At 67.5% G+C, this 24,783-nt stretch carries 15 protein-coding genes and 3 tRNA genes; 6 read left to right on the forward strand and 12 right to left on the reverse strand.

Features of this window, described 5'->3' with window-relative positions; translation table 11 throughout:
- Positions 1 to 8: 8 nt before the first annotated feature.
- The 6 genes from RZE77_RS19550 to RZE77_RS19575 form a co-directional block, all read right to left on the reverse strand.
- Positions 9 to 4,610 carry a type I polyketide synthase gene (locus tag RZE77_RS19550; protein ID WP_319438870.1) on the reverse strand — a complete coding sequence of 1,534 codons (4,602 nt, stop codon included), beginning with the start codon at positions 4,608 to 4,610 and terminating at the stop codon, positions 9 to 11.
- Positions 4,610 to 9,916: a non-ribosomal peptide synthetase gene (locus RZE77_RS19555; protein WP_319438871.1), complete on the reverse strand. Its 5,307-nt coding sequence runs from the start codon at positions 9,914 to 9,916 to the stop codon at positions 4,610 to 4,612. The genes RZE77_RS19550 and RZE77_RS19555 overlap by 1 nt, the downstream gene beginning before the upstream one ends.
- 9 nt (positions 9,917 to 9,925) lie before the next feature.
- The gene (locus RZE77_RS19560) at positions 9,926 to 10,648 is read right to left on the reverse strand and encodes a thioesterase II family protein (RefSeq protein ID WP_319442384.1); all 723 of its coding nucleotides are present in this window, start codon (positions 10,646 to 10,648) and stop codon (positions 9,926 to 9,928) included.
- Positions 10,649 to 10,653: 5 nt separating this feature from the next.
- Positions 10,654 to 10,914, reverse strand: coding sequence for an MbtH family protein (locus tag RZE77_RS19565; RefSeq protein ID WP_319438872.1), 261 nt, complete (start codon positions 10,912 to 10,914; stop codon positions 10,654 to 10,656).
- A 216-nt stretch (positions 10,915 to 11,130) separates the two neighbouring features.
- Positions 11,131 to 11,391, reverse strand: a complete 261-nt coding sequence (locus RZE77_RS19570; protein WP_319438873.1) for a DUF4880 domain-containing protein — start codon at positions 11,389 to 11,391, stop codon at positions 11,131 to 11,133.
- Between the two features lie 88 nt (positions 11,392 to 11,479).
- Positions 11,480 to 12,013, reverse strand: coding sequence for a sigma-70 family RNA polymerase sigma factor (locus RZE77_RS19575; protein WP_319438874.1), 534 nt, complete (start codon positions 12,011 to 12,013; stop codon positions 11,480 to 11,482).
- A gap of 322 nt (positions 12,014 to 12,335) precedes the next feature.
- Between RZE77_RS19575 and RZE77_RS19580 the strand changes: the two genes are divergently transcribed.
- Together RZE77_RS19580 and RZE77_RS19585 are read left to right on the forward strand one after the other, a co-directional pair.
- Positions 12,336 to 13,136 carry a 4'-phosphopantetheinyl transferase family protein gene (locus RZE77_RS19580; RefSeq protein WP_319438875.1) on the forward strand — a complete coding sequence of 267 codons (801 nt, stop codon included), beginning with the start codon at positions 12,336 to 12,338 and terminating at the stop codon, positions 13,134 to 13,136.
- A 30-nt stretch (positions 13,137 to 13,166) separates the two neighbouring features.
- On the forward strand, positions 13,167 to 14,021 hold the full coding sequence (locus tag RZE77_RS19585; protein ID WP_319438876.1) for a plasmid replication/partition related protein: 855 nt from the start codon (positions 13,167 to 13,169) through the stop codon (positions 14,019 to 14,021).
- Here the strand turns inward: RZE77_RS19585 and RZE77_RS19590 are convergent.
- Positions 14,002 to 14,586: a BPSL1445 family SYLF domain-containing lipoprotein gene (locus tag RZE77_RS19590; protein ID WP_319438877.1), complete on the reverse strand. Its 585-nt coding sequence runs from the start codon at positions 14,584 to 14,586 to the stop codon at positions 14,002 to 14,004. The genes RZE77_RS19585 and RZE77_RS19590 overlap by 20 nt on opposite strands.
- A gap of 323 nt (positions 14,587 to 14,909) precedes the next feature.
- On the opposite strand from RZE77_RS19590, the gene RZE77_RS19595 reads away from it, so the two are divergent.
- The 4 genes from RZE77_RS19595 (at position 14,910) to RZE77_RS19610 (ending at position 21,681) form a co-directional block, all read left to right on the forward strand.
- Positions 14,910 to 16,658 (forward strand): hypothetical protein, encoded by a 1,749-nt coding sequence (locus RZE77_RS19595; RefSeq protein ID WP_319438878.1) that lies wholly within the window; start codon positions 14,910 to 14,912, stop codon positions 16,656 to 16,658.
- Positions 16,659 to 16,847: 189 nt separating this feature from the next.
- Positions 16,848 to 18,953, forward strand: coding sequence for a TonB-dependent siderophore receptor (locus tag RZE77_RS19600; RefSeq protein ID WP_405547637.1), 2,106 nt, complete (start codon positions 16,848 to 16,850; stop codon positions 18,951 to 18,953).
- Positions 18,954 to 19,036: 83 nt separating this feature from the next.
- Positions 19,037 to 20,332 carry an ArgE/DapE family deacylase gene (locus tag RZE77_RS19605; protein ID WP_319438879.1) on the forward strand — a complete coding sequence of 432 codons (1,296 nt, stop codon included), beginning with the start codon at positions 19,037 to 19,039 and terminating at the stop codon, positions 20,330 to 20,332.
- A complete protein-coding gene (locus RZE77_RS19610) occupies positions 20,329 to 21,681 on the forward strand; it encodes a phosphatase PAP2 family protein (RefSeq protein ID WP_319438880.1) in 1,353 nt (450 codons plus the stop codon). The genes RZE77_RS19605 and RZE77_RS19610 overlap by 4 nt, the downstream gene beginning before the upstream one ends.
- A 56-nt stretch (positions 21,682 to 21,737) precedes the next feature.
- Here the strand turns inward: RZE77_RS19610 and RZE77_RS19615 are convergent.
- The 5 genes from RZE77_RS19615 to RZE77_RS19635 form a co-directional block, all read right to left on the reverse strand.
- A tRNA-Asp gene (locus RZE77_RS19615) sits at positions 21,738 to 21,814 on the reverse strand.
- Positions 21,815 to 21,883: 69 nt separating this feature from the next.
- A tRNA-Glu gene (locus tag RZE77_RS19620) sits at positions 21,884 to 21,959 on the reverse strand.
- Positions 21,960 to 22,010: 51 nt separating this feature from the next.
- A tRNA-Ala gene (locus tag RZE77_RS19625) sits at positions 22,011 to 22,086 on the reverse strand.
- A gap of 72 nt (positions 22,087 to 22,158) precedes the next feature.
- Positions 22,159 to 23,547 (reverse strand): glutamate--tRNA ligase, encoded by a 1,389-nt coding sequence (gene gltX, locus RZE77_RS19630; RefSeq protein ID WP_319438881.1) that lies wholly within the window; start codon positions 23,545 to 23,547, stop codon positions 22,159 to 22,161.
- 7 nt (positions 23,548 to 23,554) lie between these two features.
- Entirely contained in the window at positions 23,555 to 24,775 is a 1,221-nt protein-coding gene (locus tag RZE77_RS19635; RefSeq protein WP_278877849.1) for an O-succinylhomoserine sulfhydrylase, read from the reverse strand.
- Between the last annotated feature and the right edge of the window lie 8 nt (positions 24,776 to 24,783).

Below are 24,783 nucleotides of genomic sequence, written 5' to 3' on the forward strand. Positions count from 1 at the left end.
TCGGGTCTTCAAGCGGTTTCGGGCAAGGCATCGGGTGCAGCGTCCACCGCGGCGGCGGCTTCGATCTCCTCGATCAGCCGGGTCTCCACGAGCACGGCAAGGTCGCGCAGCGTAGGCGCCTTGAAGAAGGCCGCGGGATGCAGCTCGACGTCATAGGCCTTGCGGGTGCGGGCCAGGATCTGGATCGCGAGCAGCGAATCGCCGCCCAGTTCGAACAGGTTGTCGTCGACGCCCACGCTGGAGATGCCCAACATGTCCTGCCAGATGGCGGCCAACCCGCTCTCAAGGTCGCCTTCGGGTGCGGAGAAGGGCGTGTCGAGCGCGGGGCGCGGATGCTCGCGGCGCTTCTTCTTCGCGGCCGGGCCGGTCTCCAGCAGTTCGAGCATGCCGTTGTCGAGCTTGCCGAGCCGTTGGTTCAGGTCGGTGGTGGAGATCACGACCTGCGCGAACGCCGGGCCGTTGACGATGCGCTCCAGCGCCCGCGCCCCCTCGGGTCCGTCCATGCCGATGCCTTCGGGCAGCACGCGGCCGGCGGCCATGCCGAGGTCTCGCCATGCGTCCCAGTTGACCGAGATGACGGGGTGCTTCGCACTGCGCTGCCACTGCGCGGCCAGCGCGTCGAGATAGGCGTTGGCGGCGGCGTAGTCGCTCATGCCCAGGCCGCCGGCCATGCTGGAGATGGACGAGCACAGCAGCACGAAATCGAGCGGCTCGCCTTGCAGCGCGTCGAGCAGGAAACGCGTGCCCTGCAGCTTGGGCGCGAAGACCTCGTCGATCGCGACGCGGGTGCGGGTTGCGATCATTCCGCTGTTCGCGTGGCCCGCCGCGTGCACGACGCCTTGCACCATGCCGAAGCGCGCGCGGGCTTGCGCGGCGGCGGCCTGCATCGAGGCCGCATCGGCCACGTCGGCGGCGACCACGAGCACTTCGCCGCCGAGATTTTCAAGTTCGATCAGTTGCGCGAGCTTGGTCCGCAGTGCCTGGGGTTGCACTTCGTCCGCGACGAGGGCTTCCCACTGGCTGCGCTCTGGCAGCGGTGTGCGCCCCAACAGCACCAGCCGCGCCTGCCACGACTCGGCCAGGTGCCGTGCGACCGCGAGTCCCACGCCGCCGAGGCCGCCGGTGATCAGATACACGCCCTTGAAGCGCAGGCGCTGCTGCGGTGCGGAGCCGGACGGCAGCGGCGCGTAGGTCTTGACCCAGCGATGCGGGCCGCGATAGGCCACGAGCGTTTCATCGTGCGGCGCCTGTGCCGGTGCGGCGAGTTGACTTGCAAGCCACGATTCAGCAGTGCTACCCGGCGCGGGCAGCACGACGTCGGTCACCCGGCAGGCGATGTGCGGGTATTCCTGCGCGATCACCTTGCACAGGCTGAACAGCGTCGCCTTCTCGGGGCACAGCGGTTCGAGGCCGGAGACATCTTCGATCTGGTTCGCAATGACTTCGATCGAGAGCTTGCGCGTGCGCCCATCGGCGATGCTGTCGAAGGCCTGGACCAACGCCAGCAGGCTGAAGTAGCCGCATTCCATGACCTGTCCGGATTGCGACGGCGGCAGCGGCTGCTCGTCCAAGCTCCACAAGTGATAAACCTTGGCGACCGGCCCGGATTCGGCCTGCACCTTCCGCAGCAGCTGTTCATGGTCGGCGCGTTCGCCGGGGCGAATGGTGAAATGACGGGGGCCTGTTTCCGCATAGCCATTGCCTTGTGTCACGCGAACCACTGCGTGTCCGGGTGCGTCGGCCTGGAGTTGGCGGATCAACGCATCCGCGAAGCCGCTCTCTTCCGCGAACACCAGCGTGCAGCCTTCGACCGGTACAGCCGTCGACGACGCATTCGCCGGCTCGGTGCGCTGCCAGACCGGCACGTGGAACGCATCGCTGCCAGTGCGCACGGACGATGCCGGCGCTTCGCTACCCGGCTCGGGCATGTCGGTCCAGTACGACTGGCGCTGGAAAGGATAGGTCGGCAGCGGCACCCGGCGGGCTTGCCGCCCCGGATGGCACGCGGCCCAGTCGATGTCGACACCCGCGCACCAGAGTTGGCCGATCACGCTCGCCATCTGGCGTTCGTTCTGCGCCTGCTTCTGCGGATGGGCTTGGCTCGACAGGATGCCCGCCGCCGCATCGGCCAGCGGGTGCTGGCGCGCGAGGCCGGCCAGCGTCTCGCCGGGACCGACTTCGAGCAGCACACGGCCTTCGACGCGAAGCAGCTCGGCCAAACCGTCCGCAAAGCGCACCGTTCCCCGCAGGTGTTGGCCCCAGTAGGCCGGGTCGACCGCCTGCTGCGCCGTGATCGGCTTGCCAGTGACATTGGAGATGAAGGGAATGCGCGGCGCGTGCCGGGGCACGGCGGCAACCACCTGCTGCAGCTCGGCCACGATGGCCTCGGTCATCGCCGAGTGGGAGGCGATCGAGACCAGCAGGCGGCGCGGCATCAGCCCACTCGCCGACAGCTGGCGTTCCGCCGCTTCGATGGCTGCCATCGGCCCGGCGAGCACGCACAGCTGTTCGCCGTTGATCGCCGCGATGTCGCAACCGGTACCGAGGAAAGGCGCGAGTTCGGATTCCGAAAGTGCAATGGCAGTCATCGCGCCCGGCTGCATGGACTGCATGAGCCGGCCGCGCGTGGCGACGATGCGCAGCGCATCTTCCAGGCTGAACACTCCCGCCAGGCAGGCGGCAACATACTCGCCCAGGCTGTGGCCCAGCATCACGGCAGGCTGCACGCCGCGCGACATCCAGAGCCGGGCCATCGCGTACTCGACGATGAAGAGTACCGGTTGCGTGTATTCGATGCGCCCGAGTTTTTCGTCGGCGGCGGCTTCGCTGCCGGCCGCCGGGTAGAGCAGTTGCCGCAGGTCCATGCCCATCGCCTCGCGCAACGCGTTGCAGCAGCGATCGACCTCTTCCCGGAACACCGGATGGTCGCGGTACAGCGCGAGCCCCATGTTCGCGTGCTGCGTGCCGCCGCCCGGGAGCAGGAACGCAACCTCGGGCGCCGACGCGGGAACGCCGGTTGCCAGGTCGAAGTCGCTCTCGGGCGCGCGCAGCGCCTGCACGGCGGTCGCCAGCCCGTCGGCGACAACCGCGCCGCGCACTGCCAGCGCGCGCCGGCCGGTCTGCAAGGTGTGCGCAACATCGGCGAGCGATGTGCCGGCTTCGACCTCTTCGAGATGGCTGGCGAGCCGTTGCGCGGTTTGCTGCAGGGCTGTGGTGTTGCGGGCCGAGAGCGGCAAGACCTGCCAGCCGGGCGCCTGTATGGACGGACGGGTCACCGGCGCTTCTTCGAGCACCACGTGCACGTTGGTCCCGCCGATGCCGAACGAGCTGACGCCCGCGCGGCGCGGTGTGCTGCTTTCCGGCCAGGGCTGGCATTGCGCGTTCACATAGAACGGGCTGCCCGCGAAATCGATCTGCGGATTGGGTTTGGTGAAGTGCAGGCTCGGCGGCAGCATGCGGTGCTTGAGCGCCATCGCGGCCTTGATAAGGCCCGCGACGCCGGCGGCGGCATCGAGGTGGCCGATGTTGGTCTTGACCGACCCGACGGCGCAGAAGCCGCACCGCTCGGTGTCGGCGCGGAAGGCCTGCGTGAGCGCTGCGATCTCGATCGGGTCGCCCAGCGTGGTGCCGGTGCCGTGTGCTTCGACGTAGCCGATGGTGTCGGCCGAGACGCCTGCGATCAGCTGCGCCGCGCGGATGACCTCGGCCTGCCCGTCGATGCTGGGCGCGGTGAAGCCGACCTTGGCCGACCCGTCGTTGTTGGCGGCGGTGCCCTTGATGACCGCGTGGATGGTGTCGCCGTCGCGCAGTGCTTCGTCGAGGCGCTTGAGCACGACCACGCCGGCGCCGCTGCCGATCACGGTGCCGTTGGCATCGGCATCGAAGGCGCGGCAATGGCCGTCGCGCGAAAGAATCGCGCCGGCCTGATAGCGGTAGCCGCCTTCCTGCAAGAGGTTGAGCCACACGCCGCCGGCAAGCGCCATGTCGCAGTCGTGGCCGAGCAGGGCCTGGCAGGCGGTGTGCACTGCCGTGAGCGATGTCGAGCAGGCGGTCTGCACGGTCACGGCGGGACCGCGCAGGTTGAGCTTGTAGGCCACGCGCGTGCACAGCGAGCCGCCGGAATTGCCGCTCATGAGCCCGAGCAGATCGGCGATGCCGGTGTGCGCGCCGAGCCCGAAGGACGGCAGCAGGTTGCGGATCAGGTAGACGTTGGCGCCCTCGCCCGCATACACGCCGACCTTGCCCGGCCAGCGCTCGGGGTCGCAGCCGGCGTGTTCGAGCGCCGCCGAGGCGCACTCGAGAAAGATGCGCTGCTGGGGATCGAGGTTCTCGGCTTCGCGGGGCGTGTAGCCGAAGAAGCCGGCATCGAACTGGTCGAAGCCTTCGAAAAGCACGCCGGCCTTCACATAGTCGGGGTCGTCCAGCAGGGCTTGCGGCACGCCGCGTTCGCGCAACTCATCGTCGCTGAAGCGCGAGACCGACTCCACGCCATCGCGGATGTTGCGCCAGAAGGCATCCACGTCGTCGGCGCCGGGGAAGCGCCCGGACAGGCCGACGATGGCGATCTCGAGTCCCGAGGGCTCTGCGGATTCGTTGAAGGTGGACATCATCAGTTGACTCTCTCCGCAGGCTTGCGGCGTTGAAGCATGGCGGCGCGCTGGCGCAGCGCGCGTTCGTCGCCGGCCGTGGACGATGGCGCGGCCTGGGCCCCGCCCTGCTCGATCCATCGGGCCAGCGATTCGACGGTGGGGTACTTGAAGAGATTGACCAGCGGAAACGTGGCGTGCAGCCGGTCTTCCAGCAGCCGGTGCGCGCGGATGAGCAGCAGCGAATGCCCGCCCAGGTCGAAGAAGTTGTCGTGCAGGCCGACCTGATCGATCTGCAGCACCTCGGACCAGATGGCCGCGAGCGTGCGCGCCACGTGGCCCTGCGGCGCCTCGTAGGCCGTCGCGCGGCCCAGCCCCTCGGGCTCAGGCAGCGCCTTGCGGTCGACCTTGCCGTTGGCATTGAGCGGCAGCGCCGCCAAGGTGACGATGGCACGTGGCACCATGTAGTCGGGCAGCACCCGGCCCAGGCGTTCGCGCAGCGCGGCGGTGTCGACGGCCGCCTCCGCATGTGCCGCGATGTAGGCAACGAGCGAGGCGCCGCCCGCGCCCTCGCGAGCCACCACGACGGCCTCGCGCACCGCGGGCTGCGCGAGGATCTGCGCCTCGATCTCGCCGAGCTCGATGCGAAAGCCCCGGATCTTCACCTGGTGGTCGATGCGGCCCAGGTATTCGATCTGGCCCTCGGTATTCCAGCGCACGAGGTCGCCGGTGCGGTAGATCCGGTCGCCATTGCCGAAGGGGTTGGCCACGAAGCGCTCGGCGCTCAGGCCGGGCTTGCCGAGGTAGCCGCGCGCGAGGCTCACGCCGCCGAGGTACAGCTCGCCGGCCACCCCGCGCGGCACCAGGTTGAGCGCCGCGTCGAGTACGTGGCATTGGGTGTCGCTGATCGGCTGGCCGATGGGCACCAGGCTCTGGCCGCTGCCATCGCGCTCGAGGCGACAAGTCCAGCGCGTGACGTGGATGGTGGTCTCCGTCGGGCCATACAGGTTCTGCAGCGTGGCGCCGCCGAGGCGCTGCAGGGTTTCCTTCTGCGTCTCGGCGGGCATCGCCTCGCCGCCGACGATGATGTGCTTCAGCCGCGTGCTCGCCTCGATGCCCGGATGCGCGAGGAAGGCCTGCAGCATCGAGGGCACAAAGTTGAGTGTCGTGATCTGGTGGCGCTGGATCAGCTGAACCAGCCGCTCGGGGTCGCGGTGATCCCCGGGGTTGGCGACGACCAGCCGCGCACCCGCGGTCATCGGCCAGAACATTTCCCACACCGACACGTCGAAGCCGAACGGCGCCTTGTGCAGCACGGTGTGGTCGCGGGTCAGGCCGTAGGTCTGCTGCATCCAGGCCATGCAGCTGTGCAGCGCCGCATGGCGCACGGCCGCACCCTTGGGCTTGCCGGTGGAGCCCGAGGTGTAGATGACGTAGGCGAGGTTCTCCGCATGCAGCGCGACCTGCGGATCGGCTTCGCGCTGGTCGGCGAAGTAGCCGCCGTCGAGCTCCAGCTTGGCCAGGCCCGGGCGGGCCGTGATGAGATCGCGCGTGGCGCGGTGCACGAGCAGCAGCGCAATGCCGCTGTCCTCCACCATGTAGTCGAGGCGCTGCACCGGATATTCGGGGTCCAGCGGCAGGTAGGCGCCGCCCGCCTTGAGGATGCCCAGGATGCCCACCACCATCTCGACGGAGCGCTCCATCGCGATGCCCACGCGCATGTCGGGCCTGACGCCGAGTGCGATCAACCGGTGCGCAAGGCGATTGGCGCGGCGGTCGAGTTCGGCAAAGCTCAGTACCTCGTCGCCGAACAGCAGCGCGACGGCGTCGGGCTGCTGTGCGGCATGCCGCGCGATGGCGTGGTGCACGGGTTCCGGTTGCGGTTCGCGGCGCGCGTTCACGCTCCATTGCGCAAGTTGCAGCTTCTCGGGCGCGGCCAGCAGGTCGATGTCGCCCACTGCGCAACCCGCATCGGCACAGAGCGCGCCGAGCACCGCCACGTAGTGCTGCGCCATGCGCGCAATGGTCTCTCGCTCGAACAGGTCTTCGGCGTAGATCACGTCGAGCAGCAGGCGCCCGTCGGGCCGCTCGCGGGCTTCGAGCACCCAGTCGAACTGGGTCTGGAGGTCGGGCAGCGCGTGGTCGCTCACCTCGATGCCGTCCAGGCGCTGCAACGCGCGGTGGTCCTCGAACAGGTGGTTGAACATCACCTGGAACAGCGGGCTGTGGCTCATGCTGCGCTCGGGCTGCAGCCGCTGCACCAGCTGTTCGAAGGGCAGGTCCTGGTGCGCCTGCGCGCCGAGCACGGCTTCCCTGGCCTGCGCCAGCACGCGCGACACAGGCGTGCGGCCATCGATCGGGCTGCGCAGCACCAGCGTGTTGACGAACAGGCCGATCACGTTCTCGAACTCCACGCGGTTGCGGTTCGCAATGGCGGCACCGACGCGGATTTCTTCCTGCCCCGTGTAGCGGTGCAGCAGCGCCTGGAGGCCCGCCAGCAGCACCGTGAACAGCGTGGCACCTTCGGCCTGCGCGAGATTGCGCAGTTGGCCGAGCAATGGCGCGGGGAGTTCGAAGGCATGCCGCGCCGCGTGATAGCTGGCCTGCGGCTTGCGCGGATGGTCGGTGCGCAGTTCGAGCACCGGATGCTCGTCGCCGAGCTGCGCGCGCCACCAGTCGAGCTGGCGCTGCGCTTCGCCGGCGGCCAGCCACTCGCGCTGCCACACGGCATAGTCGGCGTACTGCACGCGCGGCACGGGCAGCGCCGCAGCGCGCCCCTGCAGGCGCGCCGCGTAGCCGGCAGCGAGCTGGTCGATCAGCACCTGCATCGAGGCACCGTCAGACACGATGTGGTGCATCACCACGGCGAGCACGTGTGTGTCGTCCGCCAGGCGAATCAGCGCCGCACGCAGCAGGCCGCCCTGGGTGAGGTCGAAGGGCGCGCTCTTGATGCGGCGGGTTTCGCTCTCGAGCCGGACTTCGCGCTCGGCGAGGGGCACGTCACGCAAGTCGACACGCTCCAGCGCGAGCGTGCTCGAGGGCTGGATCCATTGCGCGGCGATGCCGTCGCTGCCCGCACGGAACACGGTGCGCAGCGATTCGTGGCGCGCGACAAGATCGTCCAGCGCGCCTTGCAACGCATCGGCCTGCAAGGCGCCCGTGAGGCGCAGCGCGCCGCTCATGTGGTACGCCGCACTCGCCGGATCGAGCTGCCAGAGGAACCACTGGCGCTCCTGCGCATGGGACAGCGGCAGCGCGTGCAGCCGGCGTTCGGCCGGCAGCAGCGCGATGGGCGCCGGCCGTGCGTGCGCGCCCTGAGCCAACCGCTCCCGAACGGCGGCCGCGCTCTCGTGCAGCCGTGGGTGCTCGAACATCAGCCGCACCGGATAGTCGATGTCCCAATGACCGGAGATGCGTGCCGCAACCTGCGTGGCAGTGAGCGAGCTGCCGCCGCGCGTGAAGAAATGCGCATCGCGCGCAAACGGCTTCGCATCGGCGGGCCGCAGCACTTCGCGCCAGATGGCGTCGACGGCGCGCTCGGTCTCGTCGAGCACCCGCGCTTCGGCCGGCGCCTGGACAGGGCCACCCTTGACGAAGGCGCCGCGCTCGTAGATGGCATAGGCATCGGCGCTGCGGTCCAGCCAACCGGCGCGGCAGGCGCTGCGCTGCAGCTTGCCGCTCGTGGTCTTGGGCATGCCGCCCGGGTTGAGCAGCAGCACGGCCGAAAGCGGCTCGCCGAACACCTCGCTGACCGCGGCACTGAGGGCCTCGACCAGCACCTGCGCAGGCACCAGCTTCTGCATGCTGCGCGACACCTCGGCCGCCGCACCGATGCCTTCGCCATCGGGACCGCTGGCCGCGAAGACCGCGACACGGCCCTTGCGCACCGCATCGACCTCGGCCTCGATGACGCGCTCGATGTCCTGCGGATAGATGTTGTGGCCGCGGACGATGATCAGGTCCTTGATGCGGCCGGTCACGTAGAGCTCGCCGTCGCAGACGAAGCCGAGGTCGCCGGTGCGCAGCCAGCGGCGGCCCGCACGCTCGACGAAGGTCTCGCGCGATTCGAGTTCCTTGCCCCAGTAGCCGGCCCCGATGCTCGGCCCATGGACCCAGATCTCGCCGATGCGACCGGGCGCCGCGGCCGACAGCGTGGCGGGGTCGACGATCTCGACTTCATGGTGGACTGCCACGCCGCCGCAGCCGACCAGCAGCGTGCCGTCTTCGCTCGGCCTACCGGCACCGCTGGCCAGGCCGTCGGCGCTGAAGCCGCGCGCGACCATGCCGCCGCCACGCCGGCCGCCCGTCACGAACAAGGTAGCCTCGGCGAGGCCATAGCACGGATAGACCGCGCCAGGATCGAAGCCGGCCGGAGCAAAGCGCTCGATGAACTCGAACTCGGTGTCGGCGCGCACCGGCTCCGCACCGGTGTAGGCCACGCGCCAGCTCGAGAGGTCGAGCTGCGCGATCTGCGCATCCTTCACGCGTTCGAGGCAAAGGCGGAACGAGAAGTCGGGCCCGCCGCTGAGCGTGGCGCGGTGGCGCGAGATCAGTTCGAGCCAGCGTACCGGGCGCTCGAGGAAGTAGCGCGGCGAGGTCAGCACCAGCGGGATGCCGCTGTAAAGCGGCTGCATCAGGCCACCGATCAGGCCCATGTCGTGGTACAGCGGCGCCCAAGAGACGAACTTGTCCTCGAGGCCGATGCCCATGCCGACCTGGATGGCATGTTCGTTGGCCATCAGGTTGCCGTGCGTGACGATGACGCCCTTGGGCGCCGAGGTCGAACCCGAGGTGTATTGCAGAAAGGCGACGACGTCGTCGGCCGGCTCGAAGGGCTGCCATGCATCGGCGAGCGCTGCGTCCACCGCATCGACTGCGACGATGGCCACCTCGCCGAACTGGCTGCCGGCCATGGCCATCGCTTCACTGAAAGCGGCCGAGGTCAGCACGCAGCGCGCCTGCGAATCGGCCGCCACACCGGTGAGCCGTGCCAGGTGCTGGGGCCGCGTCGACTCCGGCGGGAACACGGGCACCGCGATCACGCCGCAGTAGAAGCAGGCCAGCATGCTCACGGCATAGTGGTCGCCGTTGTCGAGCATGACGAGCGCGCGGTCGCCCTTGGCGAACTGCTGTTGCAAGCGCGCGGCAAGCGCTCGCACGCGCCGCTCGAAGACGGCATAGGTGACGGTCAGCTCGCTGTGGACGCCATCGACCTCGTCGACGACGGTGAGCCAGACGTCGTCCGCACGCCGTTCGGCCAATGCGCGCAGGTGGGCCACGAAATTGCGCGGGCGCGGACCGCCGGATTGCGTCGCGAACAGTTCATTCATATCGAGTCTCTAGTGCGCGGAAAGATGTGTCGGCAGATGCCGTGCGAGCGCCGCGAGGAATTCGGTCTCGCGCTGCCGCAGGAAGAAGTGGCCGCCTTCGAACCAGTCGAGCGTGAAGACGCCTGCGGTCTCTTTGGCCCATGCAGCCATGGCCGGCACTTCGATGTCGTCCTGGCGCCCCGCGAAGGCATGCACGGGCAGCGGCAGCGGAGGCGCGCCCGCCGCAGCGTGCGCGTTGTGGCTGCGGCAGACGCGGCGATCGGCGCGCAGTGTGTCGAGCGTGATGCGCATGAGTTCGTCGCTGGCGAACACCTCCTCGGGCGTGCCGCCCTGCTTGCGCAGTTCGGCGATCAGCGAGGCGTCGTCTTCCCCGCCGGCGAAGCGCTCAGGATCGCGCCGCGAAGGGGCCGCACTGCCGGACACCAGCAGCGCGCGCGGCAACGGCCGCCGCGACGCCTGCAGCCGGCGGACCACGCCATGGGCCAGCTGCGCGCCCATGCTGTGGCCGAAGATCGCGAAGTCGCCGCGCATCGCCTCGGCCTGCTCGGTGCAGATCCGCGCGACCAGGGCATCGAAGTCTTCGACGAAGGCCTCGCCCATCCGTGCGCCGCGTCCCGGCAACTCCACCGGCACGACACGAGTCCAGGGCGGAAGAAAGCGGCGCCAGCGCAGGTACATGGCTGCGCTCGCGCCGGCGCACGGCAGGCACAGAAGCGAAAGAGGCGCCTGCATCGCCATCAGCCGGCCGCATGCTCCGTGGACTGCGCGCCTTGCCGTTCTTCCTGCTGTTGCATCCATTCGCGCAGGGAGCGCGGCCGCATGTCGGTCCAATGGCTCTCGACATAGGCCAGAACGGTTTTCTTGTCGCCCTGCACGCCTTCGACGGCGGTCCATCCGCCGGGAACGGCTTTCCAGTGGGGCCAGATGGAGTACTGGTCTTCGTGATTGACCAGAACAATGAAGGTCTCGTCTTCACGGTCAAAACAGCTCGTCGACATCGATGCATCCTTGTGTGATTGAACAGAAGGAGCGCCGAATGGCCGGTCGCGGACCGGATCGGATCGCAGCGCCCCTGCCAACAGGACGCTTCGGAGGCGAATCTGTTCATTTCACGAGGTGCTTGCGGGAAAGACGGCTGCATCCGCCGGACCGGGCCGGCGGGGGCCATTGCGAAAACGCGCGGCATGGCGCGCGTTGGCGGGAAAAGCCTGGCTTTACTTGCCGGCCCGAGGCGCGGCGCCGGTGCCGTTGCCGGGCGATTCGTCGCCGTCGCCGAAATCATTGGCCGGCGGCACGAAGCCCGCAAGCAGCCAGAGTTGCGCGGCCTTGTCATAAGCGCGGCGATGCGAAGGCTCCGCCACCAGCCAGGCCGTCATTTCGGCGCGCGCAGCTTCGTCGAAGCTCTCGCGGTCGTGTTCGCGCTGTACCCAGTCCCAGGCGGTGTTCCAGATGGGATCGTCTTGTTCGTGTGTCATTCTCGAAGCTGCTGGCGGTTGCCCGTGTAGAACAACGCGCATTCTCGCGGGAAACCGGGCGGCTTCTTTCCCGTTCCCTCTACAGCTTCTAGCGAGAGCCGCTGTCGAACAACAGATGGCCGCACGACTTGATGGCCGTAGCGGCCTCGGCGATCAGGCCATTCACGAGCCCCAGCGCACAACCCAGGCGCGCCGCGATCTCGCGCTGCGTCAGCCCTTCGAGCCGGTAAAGCTCGAACACCAGGCGCGTTCTTGGCGCGAGCCCGGAAAGGACCTTGTCGATTGCGGTGATGACCTGGCGCTCGCACATCATGCGGTCCGGCGTGGCGGCGGCCGGCACATCGAGCAGTTCCACGTCGACATCGAACGTGCGGTAGCTGGCCTCGACGCGATGGCGGCGGCAGTAGTCGAGCGCCATGTTGCGCACAACCTGGCAGCAGTAGCCGATGGGACGGTCGGCCTGCCGGACGCAGGGGCCGTCGACGATCTTCAAATAGGCGTCCTGCACGACGTCGTCGGCCAGATCCGCCGTGTTCACGATCTTGCGGGCAACCCGCCAAAGCTGGGCGCGATTGGCGATGAAGACCTCCCCGAGCGAAGGCTCGGACGTGTGCAATGGCATGTTCAACACCTCTTCCTCCAGTGAGCGAGCCGAAGCGGGCCGCAGGTCCGAATTACTACTTTCCCCGTAATAATCTAAATAAGAATCATTTCTATTTATAGTTGGATTTCGAGTCACCCTGATGACCCTTCCAGATCAACGTTCAAACAAGTGGATTGAGGCTCCGAGATGGTCTCGGGCGGCGATGCGTGCGGCCTGAAGATCCGCGAAGAAATGCGGAATCCGGCTTCGCTCATGCGGGGGAGCGCAATGATAGACCACTTCGCTTCGTGCCATCATCCGCAAAAAATTCCGTCCGCGGCCCATGCGCCGCGGCCATTCCATGCCAAGCGCCGCCCCTCTCATCTCCCTGCCCGCGGGCGACATCCACCTCTGGTTCTGCTTTCACGGTGACGCCGGCAACCCCGCGTTGACGGCGGAATATTTCTCTTTGTTAACACCGGAAGATCGATCGAGGCACGACCGCTTCCACTTCGCCCGCGACCGGCACCGCTATCTGTTGACGCGGGTGCTGGCGCGCTCGGTGCTGTCGCGCTATGCAGCGGTGCAGGCGCAGGCCTGGCGCTTCGCCACCGGCCTCTTCGGCCGACCTCGGATCGAGGCGCCTCTCGCAGAAGAAGCCCATGGCCTGGACTTCAACCTGAGCCACACCGACGGCCTCGTCGTGATGGCTGTTGCGCGCGGAATCGACCTGGGTGTCGATGCAGAAAACCTCGGGCGCAAGGCTGCGCTGGAGGTGGCTGGCCATTTCTTCTCGCCGTCCGAATCGGCCGCATTGAATGCACTGCCGCCTTCGCTGCAGGCAGAGCGTTTCTTCGAGCTGTGGACGCTGAAGGAGAGCTACATCAAGGCACGCGGCATGGGGCTGCAGATACCGCTCGACAGCTTCAGCTTTGCGCTGGACGACCGCGGCGGCATCGAATTTGCACTCGCCGATCCGGGCGATGACAGCGCGCAGCGTTGGCGCTTCTGGCAGTTGCAGCCCACGCGCGAGCATCTCGTGTCGGTGTGCGCCGCGCCCGGCCATTCGACCCCCGCACGCATCGTGTGCCGCGAAGTTGCACCGCTGCAATGGGAGAAGCCGCTGGCGGTCCGCACGATGCGTGCCAGCGGGTGCATCTAGAATCCCGCCCCTTTCCCCGATCCCGTCCCCATGAACATCGTCGTCAACGAAGAACTCAAAGCCTATATCGATCCATTGACTCCGGAGGAGCACGAAGCGCTGGAACGCAGCATCCTCACCGAAGGCTGCCGCGACGCGCTGGTGCTGTGGGGCGATGTGCTGGTGGACGGCCACAACCGCTACGGCATCTGCCAGAAGCACGGGCTGCCGTTCCAGACGGTACAGAACACGCGCTTCAAGACCATCGAGGACGTGCACCTGTGGATGATCGACCAGCACCTTGGCCGGCGCAGCATCTCGGACTTCCTGCGCGGCGTGCTGGCGCTCAGAAAGAAGGACATCGTCGACGAGCGCCGTGCGCGTGCGCTGGCCGAAGCGGCTCGGCCGGACGACGACGCGCCCTTCGACGCCGACACGCCCGTTGCCGAGTCGCCTGCCGAGAGCACCGCGGCCCTGCCCCCGCCCGCCCCCTTGAGCAGTCGCGAAGCCATCGCAAGGGCCGCGCGCCTGAGCAGCAACCAGGTCGTGATGATCGAGAAGATCCAGAAGCAGGCCGCGCCCGAACTGGTGGCGGCCGTGAAGTCGGGTGTGATCTCCATCAACACGGCAGCGGCCGTGGCCAGCCTGCCTGCCGAAGAGCAGGTGTCGGCGGCGAACGCGGGCAAGGACGAACTCAAGCAGGCCGCCAAGCGGGTTCGTGAGGCCAAGCGCAAGCCGCGCGAGGAATCGGGCGAATCGGATGCATCCGATCAATCCGCGGGGCAGCAGCCCGACGCCGTTCAAATGCTGGAACGGCGCGTGGCCGAATTGACGGCCGAGAACGAGAGCCTGCGCAGGCAACTCGCCGAACTGCGGGCTCAGCTGGCTACAGCCGGATCTCTGTGATCTTCGCGCCCGACAGCGAAACGCCCGCCTCGAGCCCCACGTTGGTCAGCACGAAGCCGACCACGGGCTGGCGCAGCGTGTTGGTGTCGATGCTGCCATTCGCGCCGATGGTTGCGGCGGCCACGGTGGCATCGGCGCCTGCCGTCCATCCCCTGCTGTTGCGGAACTTGTCGAGCGCGGCCTGCGTGGTGAACACATAGATCACGGCCTTCGACTGCGCGCCGGCCTGGAAGCCGATCGAGCCCGCGGTGGTGCTGTAGTAGGCCTGCGTGCGCCCGTTCACGCGCAGCGCCCCCCGGCCGTATTCGGCACCGATGCCCATGCTGGCGCCGACCACGGCGGGAAACACCAGCACGCCGCTGGATGAGGCAACAACCTCGCGCGAGCCCTTGACCGTGTCGTACAGCTTGGACAATGCGGCGTCGACCTGGGCATCGATCGATGCACGCGTTGAAGTGGTGCTGGCCTGGTCCTGGGGCCGCGTGGTGGTGCAGCCCACCACCGCGGCGCCGCCCACTGCAACGGCACACGCGAGCGCAAGGCTTCGGAACTGGATGGATCGCATGACGCTCTCCTTTGCTGGCTGGAACGATGGAAAGGCCGAGGCGCTTTCTTTCGCGGCCCCGGCGGCCTGTTCGAACACTCATGCTAAGACCGCAAAATACCGCTGAAGCCGACTTGGGAAAACGGCCTACGCGAAGTCGAGCCATCGAAGAACGATGGGCCGATCGGCCGCCCGGCATGGCCGATGGCATACTGGCGCGCCGCCACGCCACCCCCTGCAACGGATGAGTCCCGGCCGGCCGGAACCACCTCCAGCGAAGCCGCCATGAACCACTCGCGAGACGCCTTGTCTGCACCTTCCAGGCCGCGCCAGGCCCTGCACTGATGGGCGTCGCGGTCGAGGCACCTGACCGGCCTGCCGGGGTCTACCCCGCCATGCTGCGCGCCGTGCGCTCATGCCTGCCGGTCTACCGCATCCTGCTGGCACACACGCCCGGCCATGTGGTCCTGGTCGTGGGAACGGTCCTCGCATCGCAGCTGAGCCTGCTGATGACGCTCTGGCTGCCGTGGAAGCTGGTCGTCATGCTGACCGGTTCCCAGGGGCCCACGCTGCTGCCGCGGGCCCTTTCCCACATGCCGCAGAAGACCCAGGTGCTGGTCGTCGGCGGCGCCATCGTCGCGGCCTATGTGCTGCATCTGGCGGCCGAAAAACTCATCGACTGGCTGTGCGAGCACGGCGCGCAAAAGCAATGGCAGGCCAGCGAGAAAACGGGCCTCTTCAACAACCAGTCGAAGACCGCACGGCAGGCCTATCAACGCCTGCTGCGCAGCGCCGCGGCCCTGGTGTTCGCCGGCCTGGCCATGATGGCATTGGCCGCCCTGTACCCCGCCATGCTGCTGGCGGCGCTGCTGTGGTGCGGCCTCGTGCCGTTGGCCTTGCACGGCGCCATCGCGTGGCGGCCAAGCCTCGCGCACGGCGTGCGCGATTCGCTCAACCGCCTGATGGGCGGGTTCGTGCAAGGCGGGTTCTTCTGCGCGCTGGCCATCGTGGTGTGGCAATACTGGCGCGATGCGCTGCCGCCGCTCCTGGTGGTGCTGGTGGCGCTGATTCTTCTGCGCCAGGCGCTGCAGCAGATCGCTTTCGTGGTGCTTCATTTCGCCGCGCTCGACAGGCAGCGCAGCCAGGTTCGCGCGCTCTTCCTGCCCGACGTGCGGTGGCAGGCACCCGCGGCGGTTCGCAGCCCCTTCGACGAGCTGCTGGAGCCGGCCCGGCGCGAGCAATGGATGCGCGAGGTCCTCCACTCGCAGCTCGGCCTGCCGCTCGAAGGCATGCGGCTGGACGTGCAGACCCGGACCCTGGGTGCCGGCAACATCAAGGCACTGTTCGTGAAGCTGCACGACGACGGGGCTGCCTCGAACCATGGCTTTCTCTTCAAGCTCTTCGATCACGCACGCGACGCGGCAGCGCAACAGGAAGCCGATCTGCTGGACCTTGGCGCGGCCGGACTGCCCGCCTTCGAATGGCTCGGCAAGACGCGCGTGAACGGCTTTGCCTGCCACTTGATGCGCTGGAACACGCAATCGCGGCGCACGAACGGAGCGGAATATGCGCAGGGCGTCTCGGCATTGCGCGCCCGGCTGATGGGGTTCGAGCCGCCGGCCGGCCTTGTCGAGCGCTATCGCCGCTCGCGCGCCCTTCTGCCGGAGCGACTCCCGCACATCCGCTTCGACGCGCTGCGGGAAGCCGCCGCCGACAAGGCGCAAGCGGACGCCATCGAGTCGCTGCGGCTCGCCTGGCCCTCCTTCGTGCAGGCGATGCAGGCCATGCCGCTGCAGCTGATACAGCCCCATCTCTCCAGCAACGCCATCTTCAGGGAAGAGGATGGCAGCTTCCGCATCCATGACTGGGCCGACTGGCGGCTGGAGCCCTTGGGCGCCGGCTGGCCGCTTTCGCAGCACATGGCCAGGGATCTGGCGCATGCGCTGGCGCAGGCGTCGGCCGTGCGTGCACTGCCGGCGGGCGTGACGGCGCAGCAAGCCGGGCTCGCTGCGCGGCTGCATGAATTCGAGCGCCGCCATGCGCGCGAGAACTACCAGGGCGCAGCCAACATGGTGGCCGGCCTGCTGCGTTGACGCGCCGGAAAACCCCGCATCCTCCGAAAGTTCTGCAAGATTCCTCCTAACTCGTGAATGATAATGATTGTTATTTACTCCCAGAGATAGCAATTGTTGAACGCAAGACTCAAGGGCGCTGCGCCAGCCGCCGCTCGCCCGGCACCAGGAACCGCCTCCCTCCCCTCCTTCAAAAGCTCGACGCTCGGCCTGGGCACCGGCGCCACGCTGCTGGTCCTGTGCGCAGCCGCCCAGAGCGGCCGCGCCCATGCCCAGGAGGCCACGGACAAGGCAGCCGCCGCGTTGCCGACGGTCACGGCCACCGCCGCGGAAGAGACCACGTCCCAGCACCTCGGCGCCAAGGTGAGCAGCGGCGCCCTGGGCGCGCGCACGCAGCTTGAAACGCCCTTTTCCACCACCGTGGTCAGGAGCGAAGACCTGGCGGAGCGACAGGTGTCCAAGCTGGGCGACGTGTTCGCGCTCGATGCCTCGGTCTCCGACAACAGCGGCGCCTACAGCAGCTGGGCCAGCTACATCACCGTGCGCGGCCTGCCGCTGGACTGGCAGAACGGCTACCGGATGGACGGCAAGCCCTTTCTCAGCTACGCCATCACGCTGCCCTACGAGCACTTCGAGCAGATCGAACTGCTCAAGGGATCGTCGGGCTTCATGTACGGCTTCGGCTCGCCGGGCGGCATCGTGAACTACGTGACCAAGAAGCCGACCGACCAGCCCGTGAGGAGCATCGATATCGGCTACAAGTCCAGCAGCATCTGGAGCGAGCATCTCGACCTGGGCGGGCGTTTCGGCGCGGACGACCGCTTCGGCTACCGGCTCAATGCCACGCACGAGGAAGGCAAGACCTTCAACGACGGCGGGATCCGCCGCGATTCGGTGTCGCTGGCGCTCGACGCCAGGCTGACGCGCGACCTGACCTGGACCTTCGACGCGCTCTACCAGAAGCGCAAGTCCACGGACCAGACGCCGTCGATCGTCACCAGCGCCTATACCGGCACGCGCCTGCCCGCCACGATCCGCGAGGACGACCAGAAGCTCGTGGGCCCCGGGCAGCACCTCACCACGGATCTGCAGCTCTACTCGACGGGCCTGCAGTACAAGCTGACGCCCGACTGGACGCTGAGCACCAGCTACAGCCACAGCACCTCCAAGCGCAGCCGCAACGAAGGCATCCTCTATCTGCAGGATGCGAGCGGCAGCTACGACGACTACCGCTCCGACACCCGCGAGGGCCATCGCTTCGACCAGTGGCAGGCCATGGCCGAGGGCAAGCTGCGCACCGGCAGCATCGAGCACCAGCTGACGCTGGGCGCATCGTGGCAGAAGCAGGTCAACGATTACAGCAGCAACAGCGTCTACCAGTGGATCGGCACCGGCAGCATCTTCGGGCAGAACACCAACGCGTACGCCAGCACGACCGACCTCGCGCTCTACCGCAACAGCGACATCACGCAGCGCGCGGTCTTCGCGAGCGACACCATGAAGCTGTCGGACCGCTGGTCGGTGCTGGCCGGCCTGCGCAGCACCAACTACGAACAGCGCGGCTACGGCACCGACGGCGTCAAGACCTCCGGGTACGCCAAGAAGGGCGTGGTGACGCCGACGCTGGCGCTGATGTTCAAGCCCGCCCCCGACACCACGCTCTACACGAGCTATGTCGAATCGCTCGAGCAGGGCAGCTCGGTCGGCAACCTCTACGCGAACGAAGGCGAACTGCTCAAGCCGCTCAAGAGCAAGCAGTACGAACTGGGCATCAAGACCGACCGCGAGCGCTGGAGCGCAACCGCCGCGCTGTTCCGCATCGAGCGCGGCGCCGAGTACGCCAACAGCGCCAACGTGCTGGTGCGGGACGGCCAGTCGATCTACCAGGGCCTGGAACTGGCCGCGTCCACGCGCCTCGGATCGCAGTGGCAGATCGGCGGCAACCTGATGTTCCTCGACACCTCGTACCGGCGCGGCGCCGAGAACATCGGCAACCGCGTGGCGGGCGCGCCGAACTTCGTGGCCACGGCGCAGGTGTCGTATGCGGTGCCGCAGGTGCCGGGCCTGAAACTCTCGGCCGACGCCAAGTACACGGGCAGCACCATGCTCAATGCGGCGAACCGGCTGAAGCTTCCCGGCTATGCCATCGCCAACATCGGCGCAAGCTACGCCACGCGCATCCACGGGCACGACACCACCTTCCGCGTGGCGGTGAACAACCTGACGAACAGGCGCTACTGGGAATACCAGTACGACAACTACATCAAGCCCGGCGATCCGCGCACCTTCAGCCTGAGCGCCAAGCTGGACTTCTAGGGCATTGCCGGGGCGGCGCCTGCGCGGCGTGGAAGAATGAATCTCCTTCTTCCAGCGCCGCCAACGCAGGCGACCCCGACTCCATGCCCAACTCCACCGCAGACCCGATCAGCGAAGCCGCCATCGTGGAGGCCGCCCATGCGCTGCGCGAGCCGGCCGTTCGAATGCTCGAGCAGCTCGTTGCGCATCCTTCGCTGCTGGGACATGAGCAAGGCGCGCAGGCCTTCATGGCCGAGTCCTTCGCGAAGCTGGGCCTGCGCGTGCACCAGTTCGAGATCGACGAGCAGAAGATCCGCCAGCACCCGGGCTACTCGCCCTCCATCGTCCCGTACGACGGGCGCACCAACGTCGTGGGCGTTCATCAGCCCCGCGGGCCGCAGAAGGGCCGGTCGCTGATCTTCAACGGCCACATCGACGTGGTGCCGACCGGCGCCGAACTGCTCTGGAAGCACCCGCCCTTCCAACCCGTGATCGAGGGAGACCGGCTCTACGGCCGCGGCGCGGCCGACATGAAGGCCGGCATTGTGGCCTACACGATGGCGTATGCGGCGCTGCAGTCGCTCGGGCTCGAACCGGCATCGCCGGTGTATTTTCAGTCGGTGGTGGAAGAGGAGTGCACGGGCAACGGTGCGCTGGCCTGCCTGGTCGAGGGCTATCGCGCCGACGCGGCCATCATCCCGGAACCGCTCGGCGGCGTGATGACCTGCCAGATGGGCGTGCTGTGGTTCGCGCTCGAGGTGCTGGGCAAGCCGGTGCATGCCTCGGTGGCCCAGACCGGTGTCGGCGCGATCGACTTCTCGCTGTACCTTTTCTCTGAACTCAAGAAGCTCGAGCAGCGCTGGAACGAGCCCGCCAATCGCTATCGCAGCTACGCGCATCACGCGCATCCGATCAACTTCAACCTCGGAAAGATCCAGGGCGGCGAATGGGCTTCGTCGGTGCCCTCGGCCTGCCGCAGCGACATTCGCATCGGCTTCTATCCCGACATGAACGTAGCCCGCGCCAAGGCCGAAGTCGAGGCCGTGCTGGCTGCTGCCTACGCCGCGCATCCGGCCCGCGAGAGCCTGCGCTACCGGCTGATCTACGAAGGCTTCCAGGCCGACGGCTTCGACCTCGACCTGGATTCGCCGATCGTCACCGAACTCTCGAAGTGCCACCAGGACATCGTCGGGCAGGCACTCGAACCCACGGCCTTCACGGGCACGACGGACGCGAAGTTCTTCAACATCTATGGGCAGACGCCGGCGGTCTGCTATGGCCCCACGGGCTCCAGCATCCACGGCATCGACGAGTGGGTTTCCATCGACAGCCTGGTGCAGGTGACCGCCGTGCTGGCGGTGTTCATGGCGCGCTGGTGCGGCGTCGACCGCATCGATTGACCGAGACCGAAGAAGCGTCGTGTCACACCCACTGGCGAAGGTCGTTTTACGATGCACGCCACGTCGTTCGCGTGGACGACTCGACCCGCAAGGAAAGTGAATCAAAAAGGATGCATCCGCTGAATCTCGCCCTCTTCGATGCACTTGCGGCGGGCTTTTCTCCATCGCCCGCGGTGCTCCAGCTGGCATCGGCCATCGCGCTGGGTTCGTCGTGGGCATGTGCAGCGGTTCTTGCCTGGGCCGCATGGCGCCGCGCGGCGCAGCGGCCTTGCGTGCTGGCGGTGCTGGCCGCCGGCGGAGCGGCTTCCCTGATCTCGCAGGAGATCGCTGCCTCCGTGGGCATGCCTCGTCCCTTCATGATGGGGCTGAGCCCTGCGCACGTTCCCCACGGCCTGCGCGCGGGGCTGCCCAGCACGCACGCTTCGGTGATGTTCACCATGGCCTTCATGCTGCTGCTGCGACGCTCGATGCGCGACGTCGGGCTCGTCATTCTTGCCGCCGCCGTGGCCACGGGCTGGGCTCGCATCCATGTCGGCATTCATTTTCCGTTCGATGTCGCGGCAGGTGCGCTGCTGGGTGCGGCCATTGCCGCGGCGCTGTTTGCGATGCAGGCGATTGCGCCGAGGCTCGCGCCCCAGGCTGCGGCAACCCTGGCGCGGCCGTTGCGCGCCTTGGCCGACGGCAGGGCCGGGCCATGCCTGGTGCTGTTGTTCGTCTTCGCCGCCACCTGGGTCGGCTTGAACACGCCGCAGGCGATCGGACTGGAGGTGCTGGAGGAAAACGGGCCCGTCGAGAAAAGCACGGTTCTCCTGTACCTGGCCGCGGTGTTCTGCGTCTTGACGGTTCGCGTGGCGTTTCTCTCGCGGCCGGACCGGCTGGCCATCTGCGTCCTGCTTCTTGCCTTCGCAGCCCGGGAGGCGGATTGGCATCTTGCGCATCTGGGCACCAGCCTGCTGGAAGCGCCGCTCTCGCGCATTCTTGCTGCGATGGCCGCCCTCGCGCCCCTCGCCATCGCGGCCGGGTGGCTGGCCAGGCGCGCCTGGTCCGCAAGCCGTGCGATGCGCGCCTGGCGGCAATGGCGGCCCGAAGCCACGACCTTGCTGACCTTCGCCGCGGTCATCGGGGCCGCGATCATCCTCGACCAGCTGCCCGCTTCCCTCGCAGGACAGCGGCCAGACCTGTTCACCGCTGGCTCTGCTTCTGCGGCCTTTCGCGGCTACCTGATGCTCAGCTTCGAGGAAATCCTGGAACTGGCCCTGCCGGTCCTGGCGCTCCTGGCCATCCTGCAGGCGCGGCTGGGCGGGAGCCGGGATTCGGCTGTCAGCGGCATCGCGCGCTCTTATGCCTAGCGCGAAGCCCAAAGAAAAACGGGTTGCACCATTTCTGATGCAACCCGTTCTTTGACTGGCGGAGTGGACGGGACTCGAACCCGCGACCCCCGGCGTGACAGGCCGGTATTCTAACCAACTGAACTACCACTCCTGGTAGACAACGTTCACTCCTTGCGGAGCCAAGTGCTGACGACTTGTGCCTGCTTCACTTGCGCGAAACTGGCGACCCTACGGGGATTCGAACCCCGGTAGCCACCGTGAAAGGGTGGTGTCCTAGGCCTCTAGACGATAGGGTCAAAACCTTAGGAACCGTGCTGCGATCAGCACTTATCTTCTCGACACTTTGATGGTGGAGGTAAACGGGATCGAACCGATGACCTCTTGCATGCCATGCAAGCGCTCTCCCAGCTGAGCTATACCCCCATTTGACTTTCAGGCTTTTCTTTTCAGAATCACCCTGTGTCGCTGTCGAGCCTCAAATTATAGACCGAAAAATCAGGCCCTTTTCAAACGCTCGATAACTTTTTCACGAGAAAAGATCGCGAGCACCGAATCGAGGGATGGCGTCTGCGGTGTTCCCATCAGGAGGACGCGAACCGGCATGGCCAACACGGGCATTTTCACCGAATGCGCGGCCAGGACTTCCTTGATGGCCGCGGCGATCGAAACTTTTTCCCACGCCACGCTCGCGAGCTTCTCGGCGAGCGTTTCGATGACGGGCTTCACTGCATCGGTGACATGCTGCGCGAGATCGGCTTCGCTCGGCGCCACGTCCGCGTAGAACGCGGCGGCCCAGTCGGCCAGCGCGACCGTGGTTTCGCAGCGGTCCTTGAAGAGCGCGCAGATGGCGGGCAGGCGCTCGTCGGCCTCGATGCCGCGCTTTTTCAACTGCACGGCCACGAGCGGTGCAAGCTCCGCATCGGGCTTGGCCTTGATGTACTGCGCGTTGACCCATGCGAGCTTCGCCGCATCCCATTGCGCGGGGCTCTTCGACAGGTGCGAGCCGTCGAACCAGCTCACCATCTGCTCGCGCGTGAAGAGCTCGTCGTCGCCATGGCTCCAGCCCAGGCGCGCAAGGTAGTTGAGCATGGCTTCGGGCAGGTAGCCGCTCTCTTCGTAGGCTGTGACGCTCACGGCGCCGCGGCGCTTGGAGAGCTTCTGCCCGTCGTCGCCCAGGATCACCGGCACGTGGCCGAACGCAGGCAGCGGTGCGCCAAGCGCGCGGAAGATGTTGATCTGCCACGGCGTGTTGTTGATGTGCTCGTCGCCGCGGAACACGTGCGTGATGGCCATGTCCCAATCGTCGACCACCACCGCGAAGTTATAGGTGGGCACACCGTCGGGCCGCAGGATGATGAGGTCGTCGATCTCGCGGTTGTTGATGGTGATCTCGCCCTTGACGAGGTCGTTCCAGGTCACGTCGCCTTCGGGCGGGTTGCAAAAGCGCACCACCGGCGGCACGCCTTCGGGCACGGGCGGCAGCACCTTGCCGGGCTCGGGGCGCCAGCGGCGGTCGTACAGGGTCTTCTCGCCGCGCGCGCGCTGCGCCTCGCGCATTTCGTCGAGCTCGGCCGGCGTGCAGTAGCAGTGATAGGCCGTGCCGGCCGCGAGCATCTGCGCGATGACTTCGCGGTAGCGCTCGAGGCGCTGCATCTGGTAGATCGGGCCTTCGTCGTAGTCCAGCCCGAGCCAGTGCATCGAGGCGAGGATCTGGTCGGTCGAGTCCTGCGTGGAGCGGGCCACGTCGGTGTCCTCGATGCGCAGCACGAACTCGCCGCCGTGATGGCGTGCATAGGCCCACGAGTAAAGCGCGGTGCGGGCCGTGCCCAGGTGAAGGAAGCCGGTGGGAGACGGAGCGATGCGGGTGCGAACTTTGCCGGTCATGGATCAATCAGGATTTCAGGGTGCCGAGGCCACGCAGCAGGTCGGCCTTGATGTCGTCGATGTGCTCCAGGCCGACCGCGAGGCGGATGAGCCCCTGGCTGATGCCGGCGGCCTGGCGCTGTGCTTCGGTCAGGCGGCCATGCGAGGTGGTGCCGGGGTGCGTGATGATGGTCTTGGTGTCGCCGAGGTTGGTGGCAATGCTCACCACGCGCGTGCTGTTGATCACGTGGAAGGCATTGGCGCGCGCCGCCTCCGGCGTGTCGCCGACCACGTCGAACGACAGCACCGCCCCGCCCTGCCCCGACTGCTGGCGCATGGCCAGTTCGTGCTGCGCATGCGAGGCCAGGCCGGGGTAGTAGACGCGTGCGATGCCGGGCTGCGTTTCGAGCCACTGTGCGACAGCCAGCGCGTTGGCGCACTGCGCCTGCATGCGGATGCCCAGCGTCTCCAGGCCCTTGAGCACCACCCACGCGTTGAACGGCGAGAGCGCCATGCCGGCGGTGCGCACCACCGGGCCGAACACGTCGACGATGAGTTTCGACGGCCCGCAGATCGCGCCGGCCATCACGCGGCCCTGGCCGTCGAGGTACTTGGTGCCCGAATGGATGATGAGGTCGGCCCCCAGTTCGGCCGGCCGCTGCAGCACGGGCGTGCAGAAGCAGTTGTCGACCGCGAGCAGCGCGCCGGCGCCGTGCGCCAGGTCGGCCAGCGCCCGGATGTCGCACACCTCGGTCAGCGGGTTGGTCGGCGTTTCGGCGAACAGCAGCCTGGTGTTGGGCTTCAGGGCCGCGCGCCATTCGGCCACGTCGGTCTGCGAGACGAAGGTGGTCTCGACGCCGAACTTGGCAAACTCCTTGCCGAACAGGTTGAGCGTGGAGCCGAACACCGAGCGAGAGCAGACCACGTGGTCGCCGGCCTTGAGCAGGCCCATGCACATCATGAGGATCGCGCCCATGCCGGTGGAGGCGCCGATGGCGGCTTCCGTGCCTTCGAGCGCGGCCAGGCGCTGCTCGAAGCTGGTGACGGTGGGGTTGGAAGTGCGCGAGTAGGTAAAGCCCTGCTCGGTGCCGGCAAAGCGGCGCGCCGAGGTCTCGGCATCGGGCTGCACGAAGCCGCTGGTCAGGAACAGCGCTTCGGAGTGCTCGCCGTGCTGGCTCGGCGCCAGGCCGGTGCGCAGCGCGAGCGTGTCGCGGTGCAGTCCGGGCGGCAGGGTTCGTTCATCGGTCACTTCGTCGA

The sequence above is a fragment of the Variovorax sp. SPNA7 genome (assembly GCF_033807855.1).
GTDB lineage: Bacteria > Pseudomonadota > Gammaproteobacteria > Burkholderiales > Burkholderiaceae_C > Variovorax > Variovorax beijingensis.

What these genes read in the sequence shown, in the direction of transcription:
- RZE77_RS19550 (WP_319438870.1), bottom strand. Translation starts at nt 4,610, where the DNA reads ATGATGTCCACCTTCAACGAATCCGCAGAGCCCTCGGGACTCGAGATC.
- RZE77_RS19555 (WP_319438871.1), bottom strand. Translation starts at nt 9,916, where the DNA reads ATGAATGAACTGTTCGCGACGCAATCCGGCGGTCCGCGCCCGCGCAAT.
- RZE77_RS19560 (WP_319442384.1), bottom strand. Translation starts at nt 10,648, where the DNA reads ATGCAGGCGCCTCTTTCGCTTCTGTGCCTGCCGTGCGCCGGCGCGAGC.
- RZE77_RS19565 (WP_319438872.1), bottom strand. Translation starts at nt 10,914, where the DNA reads ATGTCGACGAGCTGTTTTGACCGTGAAGACGAGACCTTCATTGTTCTG.
- RZE77_RS19570 (WP_319438873.1), bottom strand. Translation starts at nt 11,391, where the DNA reads ATGACACACGAACAAGACGATCCCATCTGGAACACCGCCTGGGACTGG.
- RZE77_RS19575 (WP_319438874.1), bottom strand. Translation starts at nt 12,013, where the DNA reads ATGCCATTGCACACGTCCGAGCCTTCGCTCGGGGAGGTCTTCATCGCC.
- RZE77_RS19580 (WP_319438875.1), top strand. Translation starts at nt 12,336, where the DNA reads ATGCCAAGCGCCGCCCCTCTCATCTCCCTGCCCGCGGGCGACATCCAC.
- RZE77_RS19585 (WP_319438876.1), top strand. Translation starts at nt 13,167, where the DNA reads ATGAACATCGTCGTCAACGAAGAACTCAAAGCCTATATCGATCCATTG.
- RZE77_RS19590 (WP_319438877.1), bottom strand. Translation starts at nt 14,586, where the DNA reads ATGCGATCCATCCAGTTCCGAAGCCTTGCGCTCGCGTGTGCCGTTGCA.
- RZE77_RS19595 (WP_319438878.1), top strand. Translation starts at nt 14,910, where the DNA reads ATGGGCGTCGCGGTCGAGGCACCTGACCGGCCTGCCGGGGTCTACCCC.
- RZE77_RS19605 (WP_319438879.1), top strand. Translation starts at nt 19,037, where the DNA reads ATGCCCAACTCCACCGCAGACCCGATCAGCGAAGCCGCCATCGTGGAG.
- gltX (WP_319438881.1), bottom strand. Translation starts at nt 23,547, where the DNA reads ATGACCGGCAAAGTTCGCACCCGCATCGCTCCGTCTCCCACCGGCTTC.